This is a genomic window from Nostoc sp. JL23 (assembly GCF_017115065.1).
Taxonomy (GTDB): domain Bacteria; phylum Cyanobacteriota; class Cyanobacteriia; order Cyanobacteriales; family Nostocaceae; genus Nostoc; species Nostoc punctiforme_A.
In genome coordinates this window covers 30,725-55,567 of record NZ_JABXKN010000036.1, presented here as the reverse complement: position 1 = coordinate 55,567, position 24,843 = coordinate 30,725, and the positions used below count along the sequence as shown (strand labels likewise).

22 protein-coding genes and 1 pseudogene are annotated in these 24,843 nt (G+C 41.9%); 17 read left to right on the top strand and 6 right to left on the bottom strand.

Annotation, left to right across the window (positions count from 1 at the left end; translation table 11 throughout):
* Positions 1–105: 105 nt before the first annotated feature.
* The 5 genes and pseudogenes from HWQ42_RS06645 to HWQ42_RS06625 all read left to right on the top strand — a co-directional run.
* On the top strand, positions 106–414 hold the full coding sequence (locus tag HWQ42_RS06645) for a DUF4114 domain-containing protein (protein WP_334812221.1): 309 nt from the start codon (positions 106–108) through the stop codon (positions 412–414).
* An 814-nt stretch (positions 415–1,228) separates the two neighbouring features.
* On the top strand, positions 1,229–4,240 hold the full coding sequence (locus HWQ42_RS06640) for a peptidase domain-containing ABC transporter (protein WP_292731861.1): 3,012 nt from the start codon (positions 1,229–1,231) through the stop codon (positions 4,238–4,240).
* 87 nt (positions 4,241–4,327) lie between these two features.
* Positions 4,328–5,911 carry an HlyD family efflux transporter periplasmic adaptor subunit gene (locus tag HWQ42_RS06635; protein WP_292810375.1) on the top strand — a complete coding sequence of 528 codons (1,584 nt, stop codon included), beginning with the start codon at positions 4,328–4,330 and terminating at the stop codon, positions 5,909–5,911.
* A gap of 109 nt (positions 5,912–6,020) precedes the next feature.
* On the top strand, positions 6,021–6,518 hold the full coding sequence (locus HWQ42_RS06630) for a DUF427 domain-containing protein (protein ID WP_292810373.1): 498 nt from the start codon (positions 6,021–6,023) through the stop codon (positions 6,516–6,518).
* Between the two features lie 119 nt (positions 6,519–6,637).
* A pseudogene (locus HWQ42_RS06625) lies at positions 6,638–7,111 on the top strand (GrpB family protein); the annotation flags it as partial.
* A 130-nt stretch (positions 7,112–7,241) separates the two neighbouring features.
* On the opposite strand, the gene HWQ42_RS06620 reads toward HWQ42_RS06625, so the two are convergent.
* Positions 7,242–8,234 (bottom strand): zinc ABC transporter substrate-binding protein, encoded by a 993-nt coding sequence (locus tag HWQ42_RS06620; protein ID WP_292810371.1) that lies wholly within the window; start codon positions 8,232–8,234, stop codon positions 7,242–7,244.
* Positions 8,235–9,009: 775 nt separating this feature from the next.
* On the opposite strand from HWQ42_RS06620, the gene HWQ42_RS06615 reads away from it, so the two are divergent.
* The 6 genes from HWQ42_RS06615 to HWQ42_RS06590 all read left to right on the top strand — a co-directional run bounded on the left by HWQ42_RS06615 (position 9,010) and on the right by HWQ42_RS06590 (position 14,157).
* Positions 9,010–9,345: a hypothetical protein gene (locus tag HWQ42_RS06615; RefSeq protein ID WP_292731855.1), complete on the top strand. Its 336-nt coding sequence runs from the start codon at positions 9,010–9,012 to the stop codon at positions 9,343–9,345.
* Positions 9,346–9,836: 491 nt separating this feature from the next.
* Positions 9,837–10,187 carry a YtxH domain-containing protein gene (locus HWQ42_RS06610; RefSeq protein WP_292731853.1) on the top strand — a complete coding sequence of 117 codons (351 nt, stop codon included), beginning with the start codon at positions 9,837–9,839 and terminating at the stop codon, positions 10,185–10,187.
* An 11-nt stretch (positions 10,188–10,198) separates the two neighbouring features.
* Positions 10,199–10,738, top strand: a complete 540-nt coding sequence (locus HWQ42_RS06605) for a DUF948 domain-containing protein (protein ID WP_292810369.1) — start codon at positions 10,199–10,201, stop codon at positions 10,736–10,738.
* Between the two features lie 356 nt (positions 10,739–11,094).
* A complete protein-coding gene (locus HWQ42_RS06600; RefSeq protein WP_292810367.1) occupies positions 11,095–11,904 on the top strand; it encodes a TPM domain-containing protein in 810 nt (269 codons plus the stop codon).
* Between the two features lie 109 nt (positions 11,905–12,013).
* Positions 12,014–12,643: a precorrin-8X methylmutase gene (locus HWQ42_RS06595; protein WP_094350132.1), complete on the top strand. Its 630-nt coding sequence runs from the start codon at positions 12,014–12,016 to the stop codon at positions 12,641–12,643.
* A 101-nt stretch (positions 12,644–12,744) separates the two neighbouring features.
* The gene (locus HWQ42_RS06590; protein WP_292810365.1) at positions 12,745–14,157 is read left to right on the top strand and encodes a right-handed parallel beta-helix repeat-containing protein; all 1,413 of its coding nucleotides are present in this window, start codon (positions 12,745–12,747) and stop codon (positions 14,155–14,157) included.
* 201 nt (positions 14,158–14,358) lie between these two features.
* On the opposite strand, the gene HWQ42_RS06585 is transcribed toward HWQ42_RS06590, so the two are convergent.
* From HWQ42_RS06585 to HWQ42_RS06570, 4 genes are all read right to left on the bottom strand, one after another.
* The gene (locus HWQ42_RS06585) at positions 14,359–15,045 is read right to left on the bottom strand and encodes a phosphate ABC transporter permease (RefSeq protein WP_292731842.1); all 687 of its coding nucleotides are present in this window, start codon (positions 15,043–15,045) and stop codon (positions 14,359–14,361) included.
* A 32-nt stretch (positions 15,046–15,077) separates the two neighbouring features.
* A complete protein-coding gene (gene dapB, locus HWQ42_RS06580; RefSeq protein WP_094350135.1) occupies positions 15,078–15,914 on the bottom strand; it encodes a 4-hydroxy-tetrahydrodipicolinate reductase in 837 nt (278 codons plus the stop codon).
* Positions 15,915–16,413: 499 nt separating this feature from the next.
* Positions 16,414–17,184: a 3-methyl-2-oxobutanoate hydroxymethyltransferase gene (gene panB / locus HWQ42_RS06575; protein ID WP_292810363.1), complete on the bottom strand. Its 771-nt coding sequence runs from the start codon at positions 17,182–17,184 to the stop codon at positions 16,414–16,416.
* A 127-nt stretch (positions 17,185–17,311) separates the two neighbouring features.
* Positions 17,312–18,388: a two-component regulator propeller domain-containing protein gene (locus HWQ42_RS06570; protein ID WP_292810360.1), complete on the bottom strand. Its 1,077-nt coding sequence runs from the start codon at positions 18,386–18,388 to the stop codon at positions 17,312–17,314.
* Positions 18,389–19,263: 875 nt separating this feature from the next.
* On the opposite strand from HWQ42_RS06570, the gene HWQ42_RS06565 reads away from it, so the two are divergent.
* The 5 genes from HWQ42_RS06565 (at position 19,264) to HWQ42_RS06545 (ending at position 23,303) form a co-directional block, all read left to right on the top strand.
* Positions 19,264–20,694 (top strand): form I ribulose bisphosphate carboxylase large subunit, encoded by a 1,431-nt coding sequence (locus tag HWQ42_RS06565; protein ID WP_292731832.1) that lies wholly within the window; start codon positions 19,264–19,266, stop codon positions 20,692–20,694.
* A 100-nt stretch (positions 20,695–20,794) separates the two neighbouring features.
* On the top strand, positions 20,795–21,202 hold the full coding sequence (locus HWQ42_RS06560; RefSeq protein WP_292731830.1) for a chaperonin family protein RbcX: 408 nt from the start codon (positions 20,795–20,797) through the stop codon (positions 21,200–21,202).
* Positions 21,203–21,248: 46 nt separating this feature from the next.
* Positions 21,249–21,587: a ribulose bisphosphate carboxylase small subunit gene (locus tag HWQ42_RS06555; RefSeq protein WP_292731826.1), complete on the top strand. Its 339-nt coding sequence runs from the start codon at positions 21,249–21,251 to the stop codon at positions 21,585–21,587.
* A 345-nt stretch (positions 21,588–21,932) separates the two neighbouring features.
* Complete coding sequence (psbP, locus tag HWQ42_RS06550; RefSeq protein ID WP_292731824.1) at positions 21,933–22,478, top strand: photosystem II reaction center PsbP; 546 nt, start codon at positions 21,933–21,935, stop codon at positions 22,476–22,478.
* Between the two features lie 228 nt (positions 22,479–22,706).
* Positions 22,707–23,303: a nucleoside triphosphate pyrophosphatase gene (locus tag HWQ42_RS06545; RefSeq protein ID WP_292810652.1), complete on the top strand. Its 597-nt coding sequence runs from the start codon at positions 22,707–22,709 to the stop codon at positions 23,301–23,303.
* A 118-nt stretch (positions 23,304–23,421) separates the two neighbouring features.
* On the opposite strand, the gene HWQ42_RS06540 is transcribed toward HWQ42_RS06545, so the two are convergent.
* Positions 23,422–23,649: a hypothetical protein gene (locus tag HWQ42_RS06540; RefSeq protein WP_292731820.1), complete on the bottom strand. Its 228-nt coding sequence runs from the start codon at positions 23,647–23,649 to the stop codon at positions 23,422–23,424.
* A 201-nt stretch (positions 23,650–23,850) separates the two neighbouring features.
* Between HWQ42_RS06540 and HWQ42_RS06535 the strand changes: the two genes are divergently transcribed.
* Complete coding sequence (locus HWQ42_RS06535) at positions 23,851–24,588, top strand: phycocyanobilin:ferredoxin oxidoreductase (protein ID WP_292731818.1); 738 nt, start codon at positions 23,851–23,853, stop codon at positions 24,586–24,588.
* The last annotated feature ends 255 nt before the right edge of the window (positions 24,589–24,843 follow it).

Sequence of the window (24,843 nt, the reverse complement as noted above, 5' to 3'; positions counted from 1 at the left end):
CATTCTGACTCCTGAATTCTGACTTCTGAGTTTTTCTTCAATTGCGGTTCATAACTTCAAGTGGCCGCTTGATAGATGTGTAAATGCGATCGCCAATAAAGCCCTGTGCGTGGGCGTGTTGGAGGCATTAACTTGGCGTTGGACAACCAAGGTACTGCAAATTATACCGCTGCTTTCGGGCCGAATTCTTTGTTTGCGCCATTTATTATTGTAGATGGTAAACCCGATGCAATTCTCAATAGCAATGTTGATAGGAATGTTTACTTTGCATTTTTGGGTGCTAACTCAGATAAGGTAGATCACATTCGACTGTTGGGAAATAACACCTTTGGTTTTGAATATTTAGTCAATGGTGGTGATAAAGATTACAACAATGTGATTGTACAGATAAATTTGAGTGTCAATCTTGCCTAGATGAAAGGCGAGTAATTACTTAGCAAAATCATACAACCTCGTCCCGGTTGCGGAGTGAGGTTATTTTATGTATAGCGATTACATGGACTCGCTATTAATTAAACTAGTAAATTTACTGAAGGCAGTTATTATCTTTCCTTTATAAATTTATATAGTTGATTCCTCTATGGTGAAAAAAATCTTCACTTTTACTTTTACAGTTAATTTTTATTAAATTAAACTAGCAAAAAAGTGATGGAGAATTATTTCATAATTAGGTATAGGTGATGTTTAACCAGGAAACCTCCTGTTTTTCGCCATTAGTGATATGCTCAATCCCTATATTCAATAATTTGTAAAAAATAATTCAGAAATTTAAAGTTTTTTTTATTACATAAATCTTAACTAGGGTATTTACTTAGGAAAGCATCTGTGATATTTTCATGTTGACAATCATAAAGTAAAATATACGGTGCTAAATTGAACAACCACGTTTATGTGTTTTGGTTTGATGATGAGTATCCATCTTACATAGTTGCAATACTAAATATTGATTTTAATTTTGTATAAATTATGTAGCGTTAACCAAGTGATAACTTGTCCTCGATCTATATACAGTATGCTTTATTTTGAAAAACGCATCACAATCGTAAGCGTGTGATATAAATACAGGTCTGCAATTAGACTAATCTTACCTATGTGCTGGTAGATATTTAAACACCTGAATTCCACAGAAGTATTGTCACCAATAGCATAAAACCAAACACTGCCACTGTTAGTAAAAGAGATACTCCCTAATATTTTCGACTTAATTACTCACTTTAACTCGTTTTATATGACTTATATTAAGAACACTTTTCCCGAATTTCTCACCACCCTAGAGGGGTTTGAGCAGTTGCCAGATGGAGCGATCGCTAATCTATCAGAACAACTGCAAGCCTGGCGCTATCGCATAGGCCAGAAAATCATTGGTAAAGAAAGTCTCCCGGAACGCATCACCATCATTTATGAGGGACAAGTACGCCTGTTGGGATACGACCCCCAGACGCAAATGCCAATCACCCTAAAATTACTGCAACCTGGAGAAATTATCGGTGAAATTGGTTTGTTGCGCGATATCGCCTGTGAAACAGCGATCGCTTCCACCGAAGTAGTATGTTTAACCTTGAGTGCAACAGCATATTTTAGCTTTCTAGCTTCATACCCAGCTTTTGCGGAAGCTCGGAAGAACCGCAGTTATTTGGTAGAAGTTTTCGATATTCTCGCTTCCTATTGGCAAAAGCAAGCGATCGCTACCTTAAATCTCAGAGAACTGGCAGAAAAAGCCTTACCACAGGCGAAAATACATTATCTCCCTTCCGGAAAAACTCCCTTCAACCAACTGGATAGTAAAAGCGTTTGGTTTGTGAGTGGCGGTGGTACAATCACGGATTTGTCACCTGGCGATCGCTTAGAATCAGACGATGACAGAGACAAGATTCAGGTTATCGGTCAAAATCCCGCACGGTTGCTTGGTATACATCCGTCAGATTTGCTCTTAGAAGATAGTCATGAGATAGAACTTGCAGTAACTGAAACCAGAGTAGATAGAGATAGCGCTGACGACCTAAAGATTATTCCTTACGCATCAGACGAAATAGTTCCACAGACAGCACCTCAAAACTCCAAGAATTCGTCAAAACAAAAATACCCATTTTTTGGCGGTAAAGGAGAACTAAATTCAGCCTTCGCCTGCTTCCAAATGATCGCGAAGTACCTAGAAATGCCGTTTCGTCGAGAGGTAGTTCGCCGCATCTTAACTGAGCAAGTCAAACGTCAGGGGACTATATCATTTCAAGTTACCGCTTACCTGGCAGAGTTAATCGGACTGAAGGCGCAGTTGATAGAGTTACCAGTCGCTTCAGTGACGCGCATTCCAACACCAGCGCTGATTCGCTACGGTGATAATTTTGCCGTTTTATATGAAGTAGATGCCAATACTGTGGTTGTGGGTGTTCCATCCAAAGGAATTGTGCGCTGCAAACCCGCTCAATTGGTTGAACAATTAGATGTCGATCCAACTGACTTTCCGCCCAAAGTTAGGGTATTACTGCTGACTGCTACTAACCAAACACCCCAAGAACGCTTTAGTTTACGATGGTTTCTGCCTTATTTGTCAAAGCACCGTCGAGTCTTGATAGAGGTCTTTGTCGCTTCCTTTTTCGTGCAGTTGGCAGCCTTGGCAAATCCCCTAGTCGTTCAGTTAATTATCGACAAAGTTATCACTCAAAATAGTATTGGCACACTACATATTTTGGGGGTTTTGCTATTAGTAGTCGGGCTATTTGAAGCAGTGCTGACTACCTTACGAACCTACCTATTTGTCGATACCACTAACCGGATCGATATGGGTTTAGGGTCGGAAATCATCGACCACTTACTACGTCTACCACTGCGCTATTTTGAACGCCGACCGGTGGGTGAACTTTCCACTCGTATTAACGAACTAGAAAATATCCGCCAATTCCTCACAGGTACTGCCTTAACAGTGGGATTAGATGCTTTGTTTTCGCTGGTCTATATCGGTGTGATGCTGATTTACAGTTGGCAACTCACCTTAGTCGGCTTAAGCACAATTCCAATATTTGTGATTATCACCTTAGTTGCTTCTCCCACCATTAGTAGACAGTTACGTGCCAAAGCCGAACGCAACGCCGAAACTCAATCTTATTTAGTGGAGGTGATGTCAGGCATTCAAACAGTAAAAGCGCAAAATATCGAATTGCGATCGCGCTTTTCCTGGCAAGAGCGTTACGCCCGATTTGTCGCCGCTGGTTTTAAAACAGTTGTGACTTCTACCCTTGCTAACTCTACGAGCAACTTTCTCAACAAACTTAGCAGCTTACTAGTTTTGTGGGTAGGAGCTTATTTAGTACTGCAACAAGAATTAACTTTAGGCGAATTAATTGCTTTTAGGATTATATCGGGTTACGTCACTAGCCCAATATTGCGTTTAGCTCAACTTTGGCAAAGCTTCCAAGAAACTGCTTTATCTTTAGAGCGTTTAAGCGATATTGTCGATACCCCACAAGAAGGAGAAACAGACCGCTACAATATACCCTTACCGACGATTAAGGGAGCAGTGAAATATGAAAATGTTTCCTTTCGTTTTGGCACAAGTGGCCCTCTGCAACTTTCTAATGTCAACCTCGAATTTGAGCCAGGGAAATTTGTCGGCATTGTCGGGCAAAGTGGATCTGGTAAAAGTACGATGATGAAGTTACTGCTGAGACTCTACGAAACTGAGTCCGGCAGAATTTTGATTGATGGTTATGATATTGCCAAAGTGGAACTTTATTCGTTGCGACGACAAATTGGCGTAGTTCCCCAAGAGACATTATTGTTTGACGGTAGCGTTCAGGAAAATATTGCCCTAACCAATCCCGATGCCACAACCGAAGAAATTATCGAAGCGGCTCAGGTTGCGTGCGCCCACGAGTTTATCATGAACTTACCCAACGGTTACAACTCGCGGGTGGGAGAACGAGGTTCTGCACTTTCCGGTGGACAAAGACAAAGAATTGCGATCGCTCGTTCTGTGTTACAACGACCAAAATTATTAGTTTTAGATGAAGCAACTAGTGCATTAGATTATCCCACAGAACGCCAAATATGTCTCAACTTAGCCAAAGCATTCAAGGGCGATACAGTATTTTTTATTACCCACCGACTGAATACCGTCAGTAATGCAGACATGATTGTTGTCATGGATAACAGCAGGGTTATAGAACAAGGTAGCCATCAAGAATTAATGGCTACCAAGGGTCATTATTATTACCTGTATCAGCAACAAGATGTAAACTTGTAATTAGTCATTATTGAGGGCAAAGGTTTTTGGCATCGGGAAACATTGCCCACTCTACAAAAAAGTCAAAATCCAAAATCCAAAATTGTTATGACTCAACTTAATGGGAATCACCTCAACGGCAATCAGAAAAACGGCAATCACAAAAATGGAGTGAAGCACGATTCACAGGTACTGACAAAACAACAGAAAGCTGCTCAAGAGTCTTTTACTAACTTAAACAATCAGGAGTTTGAGCAATCTATTGTCTTGCGCCAATCTCCAATTTGGTCGCGTACAATCATGATTACACTAGTAGGGCTAGCCTGCTTTGGAATTGCTTGGGCTTATTTTGCAAAAATTGAGCAAGTAGTGCCAGCAACAGGGCAATTAAAACCCCAAGGAACAGTCAAAGAAGTTCAGGCTCCTGTTAGTGGAGTGGTGAAAACAGTTAATGTAAAAGATGGACAAGAAGTAAAGGCAGGTGATTTACTGCTAACTTTTGATTCCATCGCCTCTGTTGCCGAATTAAATTCTTTGAATAAAATTCGCCTTGCATTAATGAAAGAAAACCAGATTTATCGCCGATTGATGGGTGCAAGTACTGCCAATGGATCTGAACTGTTATATTTGCGCGGGAACTTGCCACAAGAAACTGCTTTTTTGCTGAAAAGTCGGGCAGCATTAGTAGCAGAAAATGAGCTATTCCGCACTCAATTAAAAAATTCTGGTCAAGATTCTGGAGTAGGAATTGATGAACAACAACTTCTACGAGTTGCCAAACAGGAATTAGACTCTCGATCTTCCGCAGCACGATTGGAAGTAGAAAAAACCAAAAAACAACTGGTTCAAAATCAAATTAAGCTGGAAGATAGTAAATCAAGTTTAGCTATTCAAGAGGGGATTTTAAATAAGCTGAAGATATTAGCAGAAGAAGGTGGGATTTCTCAACTTCAGTATCTCAATCAGCAACAAGAAGTTCAAAACCGCACGGCAGAAGTAGCGCAACTAGGTGAGGAACTGAAACGTCTCCAGTTTGATATAGAAAAAGGACAACAAGAGTTAAGCAATACGGTGGCTGTTTCTGATAAAAGCATTTTGGATAAGATAGCCCAGAACAAACAACAGATTGCCACAATCGATAGCCAATTCATGAAAGTTGTGCTGGAAAATGAGCAGCGTTTGGCAGATGTCAATAGTAAAATATCTCAATCACAGTTAAATGTTAAATATCAAGAACTCCACGCACCTGTAGCTGGAACAGTTTTCGATTTGCAAGCAAAAAATCCTGGATTTGTCGCAACTCCAACTACAAAACTGTTGCAAATTGTCCCCAATGAAAACTATATCGCTGAAGTTTTCATCACTAACAAAGATATTGGGTTTGTGCGAAAAGGTATGAAAGTAGATGTCAGAATTGACTCCTTTCCTTACAGTGAGTTTGGCGATATCAAGGGAGAAGTGACTGGGATAGGTTCAGATGCATTACCGCCAGACCAAACCCATCAGTTTTACAGATTTCCGGCAAAAGTCTCATTAGATAAACAATCCCTAGTAATTAAGGGTAAAAAAGTTAACTTGCAATCAGGTATGTCCATCAGTGCCAATATAAAAGTGCGCGAAGAACGGACTGTGCTTAGTTTATTCACTGAGTTGTTTACCAAGCAAGTTGATGCTCTTAAAGAGGTACGATAAAGAGGGTTGAGTTAAAAGACCGCAGTGACTCCACAAGGAGAGTTGCTACTTCACTAAGTACATTAGTACTGAGTACTTTTTCCTTTCTCAGCACTCAACACTCTTGATAATGGTTAATTTTCAACGCATCGAACCCGCTTCCGGACAAGAATCAGTTTGGGATTATCCCCGTCCTCCTCTTTTGGAGGATACAACCAAACATATCCAAATAATCTTTAACGGAGTAGTAATTGTAGATACTCACAGCGCCAAACGTGTTTTAGAAACCAGTCATCCTCCTTCTTACTACATTCCCCCAGCGGATATCAAAATGGAATATCTACAGATAACTCCGCAATCCAGCTTTTGTGAATGGAAGGGAAGTGCTGGTTACTACACAATCCGAGTTGGTGAAAAAGAAGTCCATAATGCTGCCTGGTTCTACCCCAAGCCCACACCAGCCTTTGAATCTATGAAGGACTATGTAGCTTTTTATGCTCATTTAATGGATAAATGCTACGTCAATGGCGAAGAGGTGCAACCACAACCAGGTAACTTCTACGGCGGTTGGATAACCAGTGATATTGTAGGGCCATTTAAAGGCGCTCCTGGTACTTGGGGATGGTAAGCCGATTTTGGATTTTGGATTTTAAATTTTGAATTCAAATTCAAGAATGTTGTTTCTAAATCCAGATGAAAGTAGAAGTAGTACCACATAATCCAACATAGCACGGCAAATTCGACGATGAATCAAAGTATGTTGCGCTTACACTAGGTGAAAATGTAGTTGCTATTCACCATATTGGCAGCACAGCAATTCCACATATCTGCGCCAAACCCATTATTGATTTGCTGGTTGAAGTTGAAAACATTACCAAAGTAGATGATTGTAGTTTGAGTATGGAAGCATTAGGTTATGAAGTAATGGGCGAGTTTGGCATACCAGTTCGCCGCTACTTTCGTAAAGATAATGAAACAGGTACAAGAACGCATCATGTCCACACCTTTACAACCAGATAGCCAGAAGTAGAACGACACTTAGCATTTCGGGATTACATGATTGCACATCCTGAAGATGCACAAAAATATAGTGAATTAAAACGTAAGTTAGCAAAACAATATGCTAACGATATCATCGGATATATGGATGGGAAAGATGGGTTCATCAAAGAAATGCAAAAGAAAGCATTGGTATGGTGGACACTGAATAAATCTGAATAACACAATCTCTTTTACCCATCTCCCGTAACATTTAAAACTCCAATTCTGTATTCCAAAGATAGACTAATAAACCAAGTTTTCTGAAATATCAAAAAACCCGGTTTATAGGATTACTGAATTGATGTTATAGCTACCTAGCAGCTTTCGTTTCAAACATCAAATACGTTCCTCCTAGCCCTTCTACAATTGTGCGTGTATTGGCAATCATCATTTTCTGATAAGTGTCGGCGTCGCTTCCTGGTTCACTAAGCCCCTCAGCATACAGCTTTCTGTCAGAAATGTTCACTTCAGCTTCTTTGGCTACAGATTGAATCAAATTAGGATTAATTTCCACCTCAGCAAAAATTGTTGAGACTTTAGCCCGTTTAATGTTTGTAGCCAAATTTTTGACTCGTTCTGCTGTCAGCTTTTCATTAGTACTAATACTTTGCAATCCTCCTGTCAATGAAATACGGTATGCTTTGGCGTAATAACTCAGTGCATCAGAGGTTGTAACTAACTTACGTTCTTTGGTAGGAATACTGGCAATTCTTGACTTAATCCAATTATCTAGTTGAGTGAGTTCATTGGTAATTTTTTTAGTATTACTGCTATAAACCTCTGCATCACTAGATGGTAATTTTCTCAAATTACTATTAATTACCTGCACCATTCTGATAGCATTTTTGGTATTGTGCCAAACATGAGGATCGGTTACATTCTTACCACCTGGCTGAAATTTTTGTGGCTTAGGCACTGCCAGTTGAGCGACGGCTATTTTTGGTGTAGGGTTTTTAGTCGCTTTAATTAACTTGATCAGATTTGGTTCAAAATTGTAACCATTATAAAGAATAAGATTAGCTTGCTCAATTGCTTTACGATCTTCCGGTTTTGGTTTATAAAATTGGGGATCGGCAGTAGAGGGAATTAAGCAGGTGAGGTTAACTGTATTTCCAGCAACCTGCCTGGTTAAGTCACACAGTACGCTTGTAGTCGCTACAACTTGGGGAAGATTCTCATTTACCTGGGTGTTAGTCTGAGTGAATGTAGTTCTTACAGCTTGATTTCCACATCCAACAAATCCAATTGTCAAGGCCGCAAGAATAGTGCGGAAGAAATTATTCAATGGTGATTTTTTTGACATCCTCAACTCCTACTGGATGTATAAAAAAAGATAATCATTATTGGTAAAGTATTAGTAAAATACCAGGGGAAAGTCTTCAGCAGGGAAGAGGTTAAGGGCTGAGGGGGAAGCCTTCGGGAAAGAAAAGGGTAAAGGTTAATGGAAGAGGAATTAATAGACTTTCTCCTTGATCGCTTCGCTTATCTGTTTCTCCAGTCCACACCCAGCAATTTTTGGTTGGTGAACCACTAGTGAGGTTTTTACAGGCAAAATATTAGTTAACTGCACACGACAGGCTGGAAAACTGGTAGAGGTAGGAGCACAATAATAAAGGCAATGCTGGGGAGTATCCAAAGAGGGTAGTGTAGTTCTCTCACCATCTGTTGAAGGGTCTATACCATTGTGCTTACATCCCACAAAGCTCCAAATTGACTAGGATTATCAAGTTAAGAAGTCGGAGGTAGTAATGATGGGGCTTATGGAGCATACGGGTTGATTTCGCAAACCGAGTCGTGAATCTAAGGCAATTGTAGCTGTGGTTTTGCGAGGTGTGGACATATCATTGTTACAAAATTGGCAAATTGGCGATTTTTTAGCCATCAGCCTTTGTTACACTAATTTTCACCTAGTAAAGTCTTTCAATATTGGTTAGAGCATCATCTAACTACTTTTTATTGCCAGAACCCAGATGTACTTTGTGCCATAAATTTTATCCTCTAGTTTCTTCATCATTCAATAAGAGCCAAATCAAGTATATAGAACAATTCCTCAAAGTTAATATTGGTCAAGATAAACAATGGTAATTTTAGTTGTCATAATTAACACCCTGATTTCGCTGACACTACTCTATGTGGCTTGGCGGGTGTGGCAACTTAAGCAGCAGCTAGCATATATAGCAGATAGGTTAACCGCCTATGAAAGTTGTACCAATGCAGCACTGAATAAAGCACCTGAAAATATTTATCTCAGCCAACAGAATATTTATAACTTACGGCAGAGAAATCAAGCGCTACAAATACAAATTCAACAAGTGCGGCAAATTATCAGTCTACTTTTGCTAGGACGGCAAATTTGGCAGCGTTATTTTCTGAAGCTAGAGTTAATATCTGGGAAAAGAACAGCTGCAAAATGAGTTACAGCAGAATTCAGAATTGCGAATTCAGGAGTAAAACACGCTTTATATCTGGGAAGCAGAATTAGCTTGTGTACCTCACCAACTTCAAATCTGCTCTATGTCAGGTTCAGATGAACATTGATGATTAAGGCTGACGGGGGAAAACGCAGAGAAGTCCGTAGTAAGATCCCATAGAGTGCATTGACTTCTAGCGTAGGCATCGCTTCCCCTTTCCATACCCTCAAAGCTTGTTACTAAGAGCGTCTCCATCAGGAGAAGGGAACGGAACTACTCAAGACACAACCCAAAGAGATGCCCACCAGAGGTATCAAAACTTTGGGAGATATGGGGAGTTTTGAATTATAAGCAATTAATGCTTTTAGTATTAATGAATAAAAGCAACATTTCTGGCTGATATTTTGTCACCATAGATTGACTGAATAAAATCAGTTGAGTCTTGCAAGGGGAGAAAACCCACCTAAAATGGGTGTAAGGAGAGAAACAATAAGATGTCTAATAACCGTTCTGGAGTATTTATTGGCGGTTTGATGCTGGGAGCTACCATCGGTGCTTTGACCGGTTTACTCGTGGCTCCACGCACAGGGCGCGAAACGCGTAAAATTTTGAAAAAATCTGCCAATGCTATCCCAGAATTGGCAGAAGATTTATCAATGAGTGTGCAAATTCAGGCAGATCGTCTCTCTGCTAGCGCACTGCGAAACTGGGATGAGACTTTAGATAGATTACGGGAAGCGATCGCAGCAGGTGTAGATGCCAGCCAGCGAGAAAACCAAGTCTTAAAGCGACAAACATCTGTTGAAGACTCAGATTCGCTTCCCCAGCAATTAGAACGCTCATAAATGATATAATCGTGATTGAACCCCTGTTTTGGTTGGGACTTTCTTTACTTTTAGTCGCCACAAGCTTGACTGCGGTTTTAGTGGCGGCAATACCGGCTTTGCAGGAGTTAGCACGCGCAGCTCGCAGTGCAGAAAAGCTATTTGATACTCTCTCGCGGGAGTTACCACCCACTTTAGAAGCTATCCGCGTGACTGGCTTAGAAATCACTGACTTAACTGATGATGTCAGTGAAGGTGTAAAAAGTGCTAGTCAAGTAGTGAAGCAAGTTGACCAAAGTCTTGATAGCGCAAGAATTCAGGCTCAAAATTTGCAAGTAGGTACGCGCAGCATCTTGATTGGCGCGAAAGCTGCTTGGAAAAACTTCACGCGCCAAAAACCCGTAAGGCGCACGAGCGATCGCTTACCAAGCAATGAAAAGCCACCTCTAACGTTGCGAGAACGAGAAGTGCTGAAGCAAGAAAATCGCCGAATCAAAGCAGAAGTGTACCGTGCTAATGACGGTTACAACGACACTGCTAGCTGGGAAAGCAATTTTGATGACGAAGATTGAATTAGGGCATTGGGCATTGGTATTTGAAAACTCTTTCCTAGTCCCTAGAGCGTGTTTTCAAACCCCAAATTAGACTTAATTGTAGGTTGGGTTGAGGGATAAAACCCAACATTTAACGTTGTTTTGTTGGGTTGCGCTTCCCTACGGGACGCTACGCGAACGCTTAACCTCAATCTATGTTTCCTACCTCTTTCCCATGCCCCATGCCCAATGCCCCATGCCCAATACTCAAAAACGCTTTGCTTTGATCCCTTAGATTAGAGTAAAGTAAACAAGTGTAAAGAACTATCATTTTTCTAGTACTCTTTTAAAACAACTTGTTCGCTTTTACCGTTAATATTTGTATAAAAACGTCCATGCAATCTTGTTTTTGGCGACGAATTCTAGTATCTATTGCAGTATTTTTTCTGGTTGGGTCAATTTGGGTGATGCATTCTCCCCCAGCACTGGCTTATGACAATCCTGAGTTACTTCCTGACACCTTTACCCCAGTTGTAGATTTAGCTAAATCTCTGCCTGTGCTGCAAGAAGAACAGCTTGTCAAAGATTTAGAGCAGTTTGAAGCTGACACGGGCTGGAAACTGCGAGTATTGACCCAGTATGACCGCACCCCAGGTCGCGCGGTTATCAAATATTGGGGTTTGGATGACAAAAGCATTCTACTCGTTGCTGATTCTCGTGGTGGTAACATCCTCAGTTTTAGCGTCGGCGATGCTGTTTATGAACTTTTACCCCGGACTTTTTGGATAGAACTGCAAACCCGCTTCGGTAATTTGTATTTTGTCCGCGAACAAGGCGAAGACCAAGCCATTCTACAAGCCTTAGAATCGGTTAAAGGCTGTTTGCTCAAAGGGGGCTGCAATGTTGTCCCCGGACTACCACGAGAGCAATGGATTCTCACCTTGATTACCTCAGTTATTGGTGGGGTGATTTGTGGATTTGCAGCTCAACCCCGCGAAAAAGGACAAGTTTTTGCTTGGCAATGGGCTTTAATTTTCTCACCTTTGTGGGGAATCTTGTTTATTGCCTTCGGCATTGGGCCAGTTGTAACGCGTACAAGCGACTGGTTGCCTTTAGTTCGCAATATCTCTGGGTTTCTCATTGGCGTCTTGGTTGCCTACCTATCTCCTATTTTCAGTCGGTCTTCTTCTAGTAATGAGTTATGAGTGAGTAGTTAGGAGTGAGTAGTTTAATTAACTTATAACTCCTAACTCCTAACTCTTAACTCTCTGAAGCTGATAAGCTGAAAGCTAATATTTGAGAAGCTCAACAAAAATGGAATGGCACGTAACTGATGCTCAAAGTTTAGCAATCATTGATAGTGAAATTGGCGATCATGTCTTTTCACCCGCAGAGTATGAGATTGTGCGTCGGGTAATCTACGCCACGGCTGACTTTGAGTATAAGTCTTTGATTCGCTTTTCTGAGCGTGCCTTGCAAGCTGGAGCAGCAGCGCTAGCCGCACGTACCACGATTGTGGTAGATGTGCCGATGGTACAAGTAGGTATTGCTTATGACATTCAAAACACCTTTGCAAATCCAGTGTATTGCAGCATGGAAGCTCTAACACGCCCTCAAAAAGAAAAGACTCGCGCAGCATGGGGAATAGAAACCTTAGCAAAGCGTTATCCAGAGGGCATTTTTGTGGTGGGTCAAGCGCAAACGGCACTGACTGCACTGGTGGATTTAATTGAAGTTGAGGAAATTAGACCTGCTTTAATAATTGCAACTCCAGTAGGATTTGTAAATGTTGATGAAGCTAAGGAGCGTTTACAAGAGTCTCTAGTGCCTCACATTATAATTGACAGCCGCAAAGGTAATGCAGTTGTAGCAGCTGCGATCGTTGATGGGTTGGTAGACTTAGCTTGGCAAGCCTATGGACAAGATGGAAATCGGGGGAGCTAGGAAAGTCGGCTCTATTATATTTTGTATCCAAAAGAGTATTCATAAATCATTGAATATCCTGATATTTCTGTGAAGTCGTGCCGTTCAAGGAGCCTTTTCTTGTGGTAATTCAAGGTTTCAGTTTAAGCGCATCTCTTACAATTCCTGTGATATTAAGTCTTTTGGGTGATGGAGAAGGAATAAAAGTATATTTAGTTAAAAACGTTCGTCAGGTATCTACTAACAAGGAAATTATCCTATCCAAGGGTGAGCTAATCAGCACTAGGGCAACTCCAAAAACATACTATGTTAGTGGTGCTGGAGATGACACAAATAGCGGACTCTCTACTTCATCCGCCTTTAGGACAATTCAAAAGGCAGCAAATCTGACTAACCCTGGCGATACAGTATTGATTATGAACGGAGTGTACACAAATTTAAGCAAAGCTGGTAGTGCAGTAAGTATTAAACGTTCTGGAACTGCAAAAGCATGGATTAAGTATAAAGCATATCCTGGTCATGTCCCAAAAATTCGGCACAATACATGGAACGGTATCTCGATTTCAAATAGAGCTTCATATATCGAGATAAATGGGCTGGAGGTAATAGGAAATAATGCCAATATAACCCTTGATTATGCGATGAGTCAGAAGACTAACAAACGAAACCCGCTAACGAATGGAAACTGTATCAGTGTGGATGGACGAACAAATGGTCATAGTCACCATATACGTATTGTCAACAACAAGGTACATAAGTGTGGAGGAGCAGGCATTTCAGCGATTGAATCGGACTATGTGACAATAGATAATAACGAAGTTTTCGATAATGCCTGGTATAGCGTTTATGGTACCAGTGGGATTTCGATGTTGAATAATTGGAATTCTGACAACAAGCGGGGATACAAGATGTTTGTTACGAACAATAAAACCTACAACAATCGTATGTACATCCCTTGGATTGCAGTCGGAAAAATCACAGATGGTAATGGCATTATTATCGATAGTACAAGAAATGATGAAAACCCAAAATTGGATGCATATAAAGGATATACTTTAGTTAAAAATAATCTGGCATTTAATAATGGTGGATCGGGTATTCATGCATTTTTAAGCGAGCATGTTGATATTGTAAATAATACAGCTGTTTTAAATAATCAGAGTCCAGAACTTAATGGCGGGCAAATATTTGCTCATACGTCATCTGATGTCAAAATTCTAAGGAACATCCTCTATGCTTTTCCTGGAAAAAATATTAATAATAAGACTAAAAATAAAAACGTTATTTATGATTATAATATCTACATGAATAGCTCTAAGATAAATGTTAAGGGGCCTCACGATATTGTTGCGGGCTCACAATTTTTAAGCAATTATCCTACTCTAAAAAAAATATCTGGCAATTGGAAATCGCGGTTAGATAAACAAAATCCGCCAACACGGCCTTATGTCGAACCTAAGTCGGCAGGTTTTACCTGTGGGACAGTGACTTATCGTTTGCAAGGAAAACTCATCAAAGTAGGATGCTCTCGTTAGCAAGAAGACAGGAGAGATTTATCCCGAATCTAAATGCTTGAACCTCCTGGGCGACCATCGAGAAGTTTTGCAGTTGAGAGCAAACTGCTGAAATATTGGCGATTACATCTCGTAATTATTAAATGACTTGAACCCTGCGTAAATGCAGGGCGTAGGTCTATCTATACGTTTCTGAAAGAGAAGCCTGTATTAATTACTTCTTCAATCCTCTACTCTACGACGCCGCCGACGCGGTTTTTGTTGTTGGTCTTCACGCAAGCGACGACCGACTTCGTTAAAGAAATCCCGCCGCAGATAAGGATAATCGCTAACCCACAGGTCACGATTGGGAAAGTATATATCGCTGAATTCTTCAATACTGCTCAAATCTGGACGATTTGACATCACTACCATTTCTGCAATTTGGCCGCGAGTAATAACTTTGTGGGCAGGACGTAATGGTGCTACAAACTCAATGGTAAATCCCGTGTCATCTCCTACCTCTAAGTTTATCTGTTTTTCTCGGTTTTCTATAATCACCAATTCGCCTTTGTTATTGACTGTTTCGGTTTTACCCATCAACTGGTCTGTAATCCACCAATCTAGGACTCGACCACGGAAAAAGCCGCCGTACTTATAACGGCGGCATTGTAAATTCCGCATACTTGCTTGAAACACTGGATACCACAGCCAAAAAAAAGCGCTAATTACCCCTAGCACAAATACTATTGAAGCAAACTCAAGCTTGAAAACAACTGTTGCAAGCAAAATAACAACTACTGCAACTACAGAAATTAACAGCCGTTGCAAAAAATTTGAGAACTTCCCCCAATAGTACTTGTACTGCAAACCAGTGGCAATTAGGGGGACAACTTGTTCAAATTTCTGGCGAGTCAGTGGTACTAACATGAGTGCTAAGTAATGAATGCCCAATTGTGTGTTTAAAGTATCTTTTCTAATCCATATACTAACGACTTTAGCGCTAAAACTTTGCGAATCGCTAGTAGCACTCCTGGCATATAACAAGCGCGATCGCTCGTATCATGTCGTAAAGTATAAATCTGTCCTGCTGCGCCAAAAATCACTTCCTGATGGGCAATCAATCCCGGCAAGCGCACGCTATGAATTCTAATCCCTTCATCTGCGATACTGCCCCTTGCTCCTGCTAATTTTTCCGTTTCTTCTACAAGAGCAGGGTTAAAAGTTTTACCCAATTCTCCTAATAACTGCGCCGTTTGAATGGCAGTACCACTGGGAGCATCAGCCTTTTGGTTGTGATGCAGTTCGATAATTTCTACATGGTCAAAATATTTTGAGGCTGCGATCGCAGCTTGTTGCAACAGTACCATCCCAATGGAAAAATTAGGAATAATTAGACAACCAGTGCTAGCTTTGTCGGCAAAGTCTGCCAAGTCTTGAATTTGTTCTGGACTTAACCCAGTAGTGCCAACTACAGGACGAATACCGTAAGCGATCGCACTGCGAATATTGTCATAAACTGAGTCAGGATGGGTAAAGTCTACAATCACTCCTGGAGGAGACTGTCTGTCGCCAGCCACATACCCCAACATCGGTTCTAATTGATTGGTAATCGGCACTTCCAAAGGTTCGCTTAAACCCGCCAACTCCCCAGCATCTTTATCTTGATGTTCCAAACTGTGGTCAATTGCACCCACTAGGTTTAAGTCAGGTGCTTGCGCCACCGCCTTAATCACTTCACGGCCCATTTTGCCAGCAGCACCGTTGACAATAACCGGGATAGGAGCTTGATTCGTCATAGGTCGAGAAATACTTTTTGAGTCAACAAGGGAATTGTAAAGACTTTGGCGATCTAGTAGCTAGCTTCTCAAATTTTTGGCTTAATTCTACCTACCTGAATTGTGCAGCTAATCGCTTACTTTTTCTACTCCCCAAAAGATCGGTTCTCGTTTTCATCGCACTATCTTACTCAGTAACCCGTTTTATTTGCGGATCGTACTGCCTTGATAAGTAGTCCTTATAAAATATATCAGCCTTTGTTTGTCAAGTCTAGTTGACCAATTGTAATATTATTGTTATATTTATTTACATAGCTTAGTAAAGCGCCAAAGTAAGCTGCATAGCTAAAATTGCACCTTGTCTATTACCTATCTAGTTTTGGTTGCATTGGGTGTTAACTAAGAAAAACAGACTTCGGTTTTGAAATATCCCATCGACATTTGGACTTCTCCCATCTACCTCGGCTATCAAGTCGGGGTTTTTTATGTTCTCGATTATTTCCTTATTTCTTTTACTTTTCTAAGGAAACTTCCGCTCTCGCACTTCCACGGCATAATCTTGCACGGCTTTGGTAATCGTCTCGCGCAAATTCGTGTAAACTTTGGCGAATGGTGGATGCTTTTCTGCCAGTCCGAGAACATCTGAGGTAACTAAAACTTGTCCATCGCAGTGAATTCCCGCACCGATACCAATTGTGGGAATACTTAATTTTTGTGAAATCTGCATTGCTAAATCTGCGGGTATATGCTCTAACACTAGAGAAAATACACCAGCTTGTTCGAGAGCGATCGCTTCTTGTAAAATCCTCTCACTGGCTTCTTGTGTCTTTCCTTGTTGTCGCAAACCCAGTTGATGTATTGATTGTGGTGTCAAACCGACATGACCCATAACTGGAATTCCAGCTTGTACTAAACGAGCCACAGTTTCGGCCATTGCTGGATAGCCACCTTCTAACTTTACCGCTTGAGCGCCCGTTTCCTTTAGTACCCGCCCAGCTGAGTGCATCGCTTGTTGGAGACTTTCTTGATACGTCAAAAATGGTAAATCTACAACTACTAATGCCCGTTTCACCCCACGGCGCACAGATTTGGCGTGATAGATAATTTCATCCAAGGTGATTGGCAGTGTTGTTTCATACCCTAAAACTACCGCCATCGAGTCACCCACAAGGATTAAGTCTACACCAGCTGCATCGAGAAGTTGAGCGATCGCATAATCCCAAGCGGTCAACGCGACAATTGAACGTCCCTGTTGTTTCCATTGAATTAATTGCTGGGTAGTAATTGCCATTTTTTTAGTGTTGAGTGCTGAATTAGAAGTGCTGAATTAGAAGTGCTGAGTTAGGAGTAAATAGTTGAGGATTTAATTTAATTCATAACTTCTAATTCCTAACTCTTAACTCTTAACTCCTAACTTGTTACTTCACGGCGCGGCTGAAAGCAATATGAGGTTTTGCACTGTCCGTTTTGGGCATTAACCAAGCTAGACCTTCACTAGTGCCAATCCATAATTTATTGCCGATGTCAGGTGCAAGAGTAATAACCCGACTAGAAGGAAGTCCAGCAACTTCTCCGTCTAAGACAGCTCCTGTATTTGGATTTAATCGTAACAAACCATTATTAGTCCCGACCCAGAGACTACCATCTTTAGCAAAACGTATCGCTGTCACATCACGCCCACGCAGGCGAGTTACAGACCGCAACACTGCACCAGTCTTTGGGTTAATAACTAGTAAATTATTCGGCATTCCCGCCCAAATTAACCCTTCTGGACTAATAGCTAAAGCTTGTACAGTTGTCCCTGGTAAATCTGCTATTCGCTTCATAATCGCAGCACTAGCAGTATTTACCCGTACCAATCCATCTAGAGTACCAACCCACAATTGACCTTCAGCATCTAAAGTCAGGGCATTAGCGCTGACACCAGGCAGATTCTTTAATGTTGTCATAATTAAGCCTTGGTCGGGACTAATGAGAGCTAAACCGCTATCAGTTCCAGTCCACAAATAACCCCGTTTGTCAAGTAACAGTGACAATACGCGCTTAGAAGGCAAAAATAAATTTTGTGCGGTGATTTCGTTAGTGCGGGGGTCAACTCGAACTAGTCCCTCATAACTTCCTACCCACAAACGTCCTACTTTGTCTTGGGCTAAAGCACCAATGGCAACATTTGGTAAGCTAACACGAGAAATAATCTTGCCGGTTTTAGGATCAATCCGCGATAGTCCGCGCCAAGAACCTACCCAAAGATTACCCGTAACATCTCCTAGTAAGTTACCAACACGATAATCAGTTTTTGGCGAATTTTCTTCAACTCCCCGCTCATCAGGCAAAGGTTCTACTCGCGGTGGCGGTGCGGAAGATGGGTAAGCGGGGGTAACATCAGATGAATTAATGTCAGGGGTTTTTTGCGCCCATCCCATATTTGGCAAAGCTATCAACCCCAGCAAGATAGAAGTAATTAATAAACTAGTACGCTTGTAAAACAATACCACGGTGACATTTCCTTTGGAGACAGTACCCACAGCATTTACCTAAACTGGCTTTGGGTTAATTTCAGTGTTCCCCTAGTTGGGATTTTTTAAACATTGGGGATTAGGAACTGGGGACACTTTTCTACAAGAGGCTGCGCCAAAGACAAGCTACTTCGACTGCGCTCAGTACAAGTCAGTGCATCGCTGAGGACTGGGGATTTCTCCATCTCCCTCATCTTTTAAGTCCTTTACAGTTATTAATGACAATTTGTAAAGCTTTTGTAACAAAAAGTTTAAATCTTTATGTAATAACAAAATTAAATAGATAAGTTAAAAACTTTCAAAGAATAACTTATCGAATTCTTGATATATTGTGAAACAAGTTACAAATTACGCCGTGTGCAATTTTTTATCTTTCACTCAACACTCTGCTAAATCTCTCTCAAGTAAATTCTTTTCTGGTATCTTTTCCATCAAAGGGAAAGATATGAGGAGTGTAAAGGCGGGAATGTGTGCCAGCCAGACCAATCCCCTGAATACCCCGGTTTATGGAGTAATTATCTAAATCAAGCCGCAAAAGTCGGAAGTTTTGGTTAAATTGAGAAGGTTTAGTTGGGTGCGAAGAAGAGGTAAAAAAGAATTTTGATTTTTAGCAAGAGGAAACAGTAGAAGCGCTAGGTCGTGTACCCCTAGAAGGGGAAAACACTGGTGAGGAGGGCTACCACCGCTACCAAAGTGTCCGCCGCAAAAAAACTGCTAATCTCTGCCAAAGGCAACTCTTAACAAAATGTTTTCCCGATCTTCCCCTCGCTCAAGGGGGCAGGGGCGGGGTGAGGGGAAGTTGCACGAAACGTGATTTGATAATTAAAAAGAGTGATTTCAGGGAAGGATAAAATATGTCTTACGCTCAAACGAAGACTCAGAGCAAATCTGGGTATAAAGCCGGGGTTCAAGATTACAGACTAACTTATTACACACCGGATTACACACCAAAAGATACCGATCTTCTAGCTGCGTTCCGTATGACACCCCAGCCTGGTGTTCCTCCCGAAGAAGCAGGTGCGGCTGTTGCGGCTGAATCTTCCACAGGTACTTGGACAACTGTGTGGACAGATTTGCTCACCGACCTCGATCGCTACAAAGGTCGTTGCTATGACATCGAACCAGTTCCCGGCGAAGACAACCAGTACATTTGTTACGTTGCCTATCCTCTGGACTTGTTTGAAGAAGGTTCTGTAACCAACGTATTGACCTCAATTGTCGGTAACGTATTTGGTTTCAAAGCTTTGCGGGCACTGCGTCTAGAAGACATCCGTTTCCCAGTGGCTTACATCAAGACCTTCCAAGGGCCGCCTCACGGTATCCAAGTTGAGCGCGACAAGTTAAACAAATACGGTCGTCCTTTACTGGGTTGTACCATTAAGCCCAAATTGGGTCTTTCCGCTAAGAACTACGGACGCGCTGTATACGAGTGCTTACGCGGTGGTTTGGACTTCACCAAAGACGACGAAAACATCAACTCCGCACCATTCCAAAGATGGCGCGATCGCTTCTTGTTCGTAGCTGAAGCTATCAACAAAGCTCAAGCAGAAACCGGTGAAATTAAAGGTCACTACCTAAACGTTACCGCTCCTACCTGTGAAGAAATGCTGAAGCGGGCTGAGTACGCTAAAGAACTCAAAATGCCCATCATCATGCATGACTACCTCACCGCAGGTTTCACCGCCAACACCACATTGGCTCGTTGGTGCCGTGATAACGGTATCTTGCTGCACATTCACCGTGCTATGCACGCTGTAATTGACCGTCAAAAGAACCACGGTATCCACTTCCGTGTATTGGCTAAAGCCCTACGTTTATCTGGTGGCGACCACATCCACACTGGTACAGTAGTTGGTAAGTTGGAAGGTGAGCGCGGCATCACAATGGGCTTTGTTGACCTGTTGCGTGAAAACTACATTGAGCAAGACAAGTCTCGTGGTATCTACTTTACCCAAGACTGGGCTTCTCTACCTGGTGTAATGGCAGTTGCTTCTGGTGGTATCCACGTATGGCACATGCCCGCGCTGGTAGAAATCTTTGGTGATGACTCCGTACTACAATTCGGTGGTGGTACTCTTGGACACCCTTGGGGTAACGCTCCTGGTGCAACCGCTAACCGTGTCGCCTTAGAAGCCGTTGTTCAAGCTCGTAACGAAGGCCGTAACTTGGCTCGTGAAGGTAACGATATCATCCGCGAAGCTGCCAAGTGGTCTCCTGAACTGGCTGTTGCTTGCGAACTGTGGAAAGAAATCAAGTTCGAGTTTGAAGCAATGGATACCGTCTGATCTGGGTTAACGGTTAAGAGTTAAGAGTTAAGAGTTAGGATTTGCATTAATTCATAACTCATAACTCATAACTCATAACTCTTCAGGGCTGGGGTCAAGCATGAATCTTAAGCAAATTGCGAAGGACACAGCCAAAACTCTCCAAAGCTATCTGACTTATCAGGCTCTAAGGACAGTATTGGCACAGCTAGGCGAAACTAATCCGCCATTAGAACTTTGGTTGCATAACTTTTCGTCTGGCAAAATTCAAAATGGTGAGTCATTCATTGAGCAACTGTTGCGAGAAAAACCAGATTTGGCTTTGCGAATCATGACTGTCAGAGAACACATTGCGGAAGAAATTGCAGAATTTTTACCGGAAATGGTTCGTACTGGCATTCAACAAGCCAACATGGAACAGCGTCGCCAGCATTTAGAACGCATCACACGAATAGACACATCTAACCCCAGTCTGCAACCAGAACAGCAAACAACTTCAGATCAGAATTTGGATAACTTATCCAATTAGTTCGGTCAACCTAGTAGTAAAAAATCGCAACCCATTATCAAAAGCTATGCAAACTTTACCAAAAGAGCGTCGTTACGAAACCCTTTCTTATTTGCCCCCTCTGTCTGACGCTCAAATTGCCAAGCAGATCCAGTACATTTTGAATCAAGGTTACATTCCAGCGATCGAGTTCAACGAAACTTCTGAGCCAACAGAATTATATTGGACAATGTGGAAGCTGCCTTTGTTCGGTGCTAAATCCACTCAAGAAGTATTGAGCGAAGTCCAAGGATGCCGTTCTCAATTCAACACCAGCTATATCCGTGTTGTCGGTTTTGACAACATCAAGCAGTGCCAAATTCTCAGCTTTCTTGTTCACAAACCCAACAAAGCTAACAGATACTAAAGCTAGCTAGCTTTAAGTAATTTAGTTTATCCCCATAGGAGAGGTAGAATTATCTGCCTCTCCTATTTACTAAATTTTTTTTGAAACGCAAAGGGACGCGGAGTTATTCTCTGTGTGCCTCTACGTTTTTTAAGAGAGGAATAATACTACAAGAAGTAATATCAGGTTCGGTTGCAACATTACGATTAGACGTGAACCTAAGTAGTTCAGGAAGTATTTGTCGACATTTGGGGATTGAAGCTTCACGATCTAATGCATTATCCGAAGCGTCCCGCTTGGTGGGACAATAAAGACGAGAAATGATGCAAGCCTAGTGTTGTCTCCAGCCCAAAGGAATCTGTAGAAATGTTAAAACGAATTGTATTAATTTTGCTATTGGTGTTAAGTTTCAGTCTGAGTAATTCGGATGTAGCGGCTGCGGCTGGACTCAAAAGCTTTGTAGATACTAGTGATGGCTATCAGTTTTTATATCCTAACGGCTGGCTGCCAGTTAAAGTTGCCGATGGGCCAGATGTGGTTTTCCACGATTTGATTGAGGTGTCTGAAAATGTTTCGGTTGTGATTAGCCCAGTTCCAGAAGGCAAAACTTTGTCAGAATTGGGAACCCCAACAGAAGTAGGATACAAATTAGGAAAAGCTGCTCTCGCGCCTCCTGACTCTGGTCGTTCGGCGGAATTAGTCAATGCCGCACAGCGAGAAGTAGACGGTAAAATCTACTACCTTTTAGAGTATGAGGTAAAACTCCCCAATCAACAGCAACGACACAACATCGCCAGCGTTGCTGTGAGTCGTGGTAAACTTTTTACCTTCAACGCCTCAATTCCTGAAAAACGCTGGCAGAAAGTTAAACGAATGATTGATGAGGTTGTCAATTCTTTTTCTGTTTATTAATTGGGGAATGGGGAGACATCAATTAAAAATTAAAAATTAAAAATTAAAAAAAAGACTGGGGGAAAAGGGGAACAAGGGAAATAAGCAATGCCCAATACTTCGGCTCCTTTCGACTTCGCTACCTCGGCTTCTCTACGAGACGCTACGCGAACGCTCGGCACAAGTCAAGGCAAGTCGCTCAGTACAAGTGCCCAGTACCCCATCCCCAATTACCAAGTTAGTCAGATCATGAAAATTCCACCTTTTGTACTTGCTTCAGCTTCCCCAGCCCGACGCCGCTTGCTGCAAACTGTTGGTATTGAACCGATAGTTCGAGCAAGTGACTTTGATGAGTCGCAAATTGAACTTAGTGAACCAGCAGAATTGGTCAAAACTCTTGCCCAGTATAAAGCGGAAACTGTAGCCCCACAGTTTGAATCGGCTTTGATTATGGGTTGTGATTCAGTTTTGTCCATGAATGGTGAAATTTACGGCAAACCAGCAGACTTTTCTGAAGCGATCGCTCGTTGGCAGATAATGCAAGGTAACTTTGGCGACTTATACACAGGTCACGCCTTAATTGACCATAACCAAAACCGTACTTTAGTCAAGTCTCAAGTTACAAGAGTTTACTTTGCTGAAATGAGCGAAAAGGCAATTAAAGCTTATGTTGCCACTGGTGAACCACTCAAGTGTGCTGGTGCTTTTGCCATTGAGGGTTTTGGTAGTTTCTTCGTGGAAAAAATTGAAGGCTGTCACAGCAATGTCATTGGACTCAGTTTACCCCTGCTGCGGCAGATGCTAAGTGAATTGGGATACGATGTCACTGATTTCTGGCAGCAATAGTTATCTGTCATTTGTCATTTGTCCAAAGTGAAAACCAATGCCTAATGCCCAATGCCCAATGCCCAATGCCCAATGCCCAATGCCCTATAACTAATGCCCAATGCCCAATGCCCTATAACTAATAACTAAATTGCCTGATATTCAGTATTGCCTCCCCATGATCTGGAATCCAGACTAGCCACTCATCTACTGAAACCGGACACAATAAAAGTGCTTCGTCAAAACTAAAGGGGTTGGGAAGTTGCAAAAGGTTTACCCAAGTAGAAGCTCTGAACCTCTGTAAGCCTTCCAGATTGTGCCTTCTTGCTTGCACAGCAAAATCCGGTCTATGAGAATCTAGTTTCATAGCTTTCTATTAACCTTCACAAATGGGCTAATCTAAAAATATTTCTGTAACCTAGACTACAAAATAAATAATCATTGTGAAAAGCATCTGTCTTATAAATTTACGTTGGCTGGGTGTAAGTGTTTGCTTATATTGCAGACCACAACAGGTATGGCACGACAGGTTGTAGACTGGCCATTAGATCGCATTCCCAACTAGAATATGTCATTTACTTCTATGCCCTCGCTGCGTGAGCAACAACATCCCCTAATTCGTCAGCTAGCTGATTGTATTGAGGCAGCTTGGCATCAGCACCTGGATTTATCTCCCTACCATTTGCCTAATGAGTTGGGGTATGTGGAAGGTAGACTAGAAGGCGAAAAACTGATAATTGAAAACCGTTGCTATCAAACGCCCCAGTTTCGGAAAATGCACTTGGAACTGGCAAAAATCGGCAATATGCTGGATATTTTGCACTGCGTCATGTTTCCCCGTCCAGAATACAACCTGCCGATGTTTGGTTGTGATTTAGTTGGGGGTAGAGGTCAAATTAGTGCTGCGATCGCAGACCTTTCTCCTATCCAAGTAGAACGCACCTTACCAGAATCTTATACTTCTGCGCTGACACAGCTAACAGTGCTTAACTTTTCCCAACCCCGTGAATTACCAGAATGGGGAAATATTTTTTCAGATTTTTGTATCTTTGTGCGCCCCAGTTCTCCTGAAGAAGAAACAATGTTTTTGTCGCGGGTGCGAGAATTTTTAGATATTCATTGCATCCAAGCGATCGCCTCACATCCTGTTTCAGTTGAACAAGTCACCCAAAATCTCGCCGGACAGCACAACTACTGCACCAAACAGCAGCAAAATGATAAAACCCGCCGCGTCCTAGAAAAAGCCTTTGGGCCAGCTTGGGCAGAAAATTACATGACCACAGTTTTATTCGACCTGCCAACTTAATCATCCCCTGCATCTCCCTCATCTCCCCCATCTGTAGGCTCTGCTACGTTTTCAGCTAACGGATAAATGTAGAATTCATTCAACGAGAGTTTAATGGAGTTCCAAAACAGCAACAGCGAGAATAGTAAGGTCTTTGAAGCGGATATCACAAAATGGTTTGTTGTCTTGGTAGGTGCAAACAACTAGAGACAGCTAACTCATTGACCAGAAAGTTAAGGAAACTCTGATGTTAGGAATGTTCAAGTTGACAGACAT

Coding starts and splice junctions, on each gene's coding strand:
- HWQ42_RS06635 (WP_292810375.1), top strand. CDS start 4,328: ATGACTCAACTTAATGGGAATCACCTCAACGGCAATCAGAAAAACGGC.
- HWQ42_RS06545 (WP_292810652.1), top strand. CDS start 22,707: ATGAAAATTCCACCTTTTGTACTTGCTTCAGCTTCCCCAGCCCGACGC.
- HWQ42_RS06610 (WP_292731853.1), top strand. CDS start 9,837: ATGTCTAATAACCGTTCTGGAGTATTTATTGGCGGTTTGATGCTGGGA.
- HWQ42_RS06600 (WP_292810367.1), top strand. CDS start 11,095: ATGCAATCTTGTTTTTGGCGACGAATTCTAGTATCTATTGCAGTATTT.
- HWQ42_RS06585 (WP_292731842.1), bottom strand. CDS start 15,045: ATGTTAGTACCACTGACTCGCCAGAAATTTGAACAAGTTGTCCCCCTA.
- HWQ42_RS06630 (WP_292810373.1), top strand. CDS start 6,021: ATGGTTAATTTTCAACGCATCGAACCCGCTTCCGGACAAGAATCAGTT.
- HWQ42_RS06535 (WP_292731818.1), top strand. CDS start 23,851: ATGTCATTTACTTCTATGCCCTCGCTGCGTGAGCAACAACATCCCCTA.
- HWQ42_RS06555 (WP_292731826.1), top strand. CDS start 21,249: ATGCAAACTTTACCAAAAGAGCGTCGTTACGAAACCCTTTCTTATTTG.
- HWQ42_RS06565 (WP_292731832.1), top strand. CDS start 19,264: ATGTCTTACGCTCAAACGAAGACTCAGAGCAAATCTGGGTATAAAGCC.
- dapB (WP_094350135.1), bottom strand. CDS start 15,914: ATGACGAATCAAGCTCCTATCCCGGTTATTGTCAACGGTGCTGCTGGC.
- HWQ42_RS06560 (WP_292731830.1), top strand. CDS start 20,795: ATGAATCTTAAGCAAATTGCGAAGGACACAGCCAAAACTCTCCAAAGC.
- HWQ42_RS06640 (WP_292731861.1), top strand. CDS start 1,229: ATGACTTATATTAAGAACACTTTTCCCGAATTTCTCACCACCCTAGAG.
- HWQ42_RS06540 (WP_292731820.1), bottom strand. CDS start 23,649: ATGAAACTAGATTCTCATAGACCGGATTTTGCTGTGCAAGCAAGAAGG.
- HWQ42_RS06595 (WP_094350132.1), top strand. CDS start 12,014: ATGGAATGGCACGTAACTGATGCTCAAAGTTTAGCAATCATTGATAGT.
- HWQ42_RS06615 (WP_292731855.1), top strand. CDS start 9,010: ATGGTAATTTTAGTTGTCATAATTAACACCCTGATTTCGCTGACACTA.
- HWQ42_RS06620 (WP_292810371.1), bottom strand. CDS start 8,234: ATGTCAAAAAAATCACCATTGAATAATTTCTTCCGCACTATTCTTGCG.
- panB (WP_292810363.1), bottom strand. CDS start 17,184: ATGGCAATTACTACCCAGCAATTAATTCAATGGAAACAACAGGGACGT.
- psbP (WP_292731824.1), top strand. CDS start 21,933: ATGTTAAAACGAATTGTATTAATTTTGCTATTGGTGTTAAGTTTCAGT.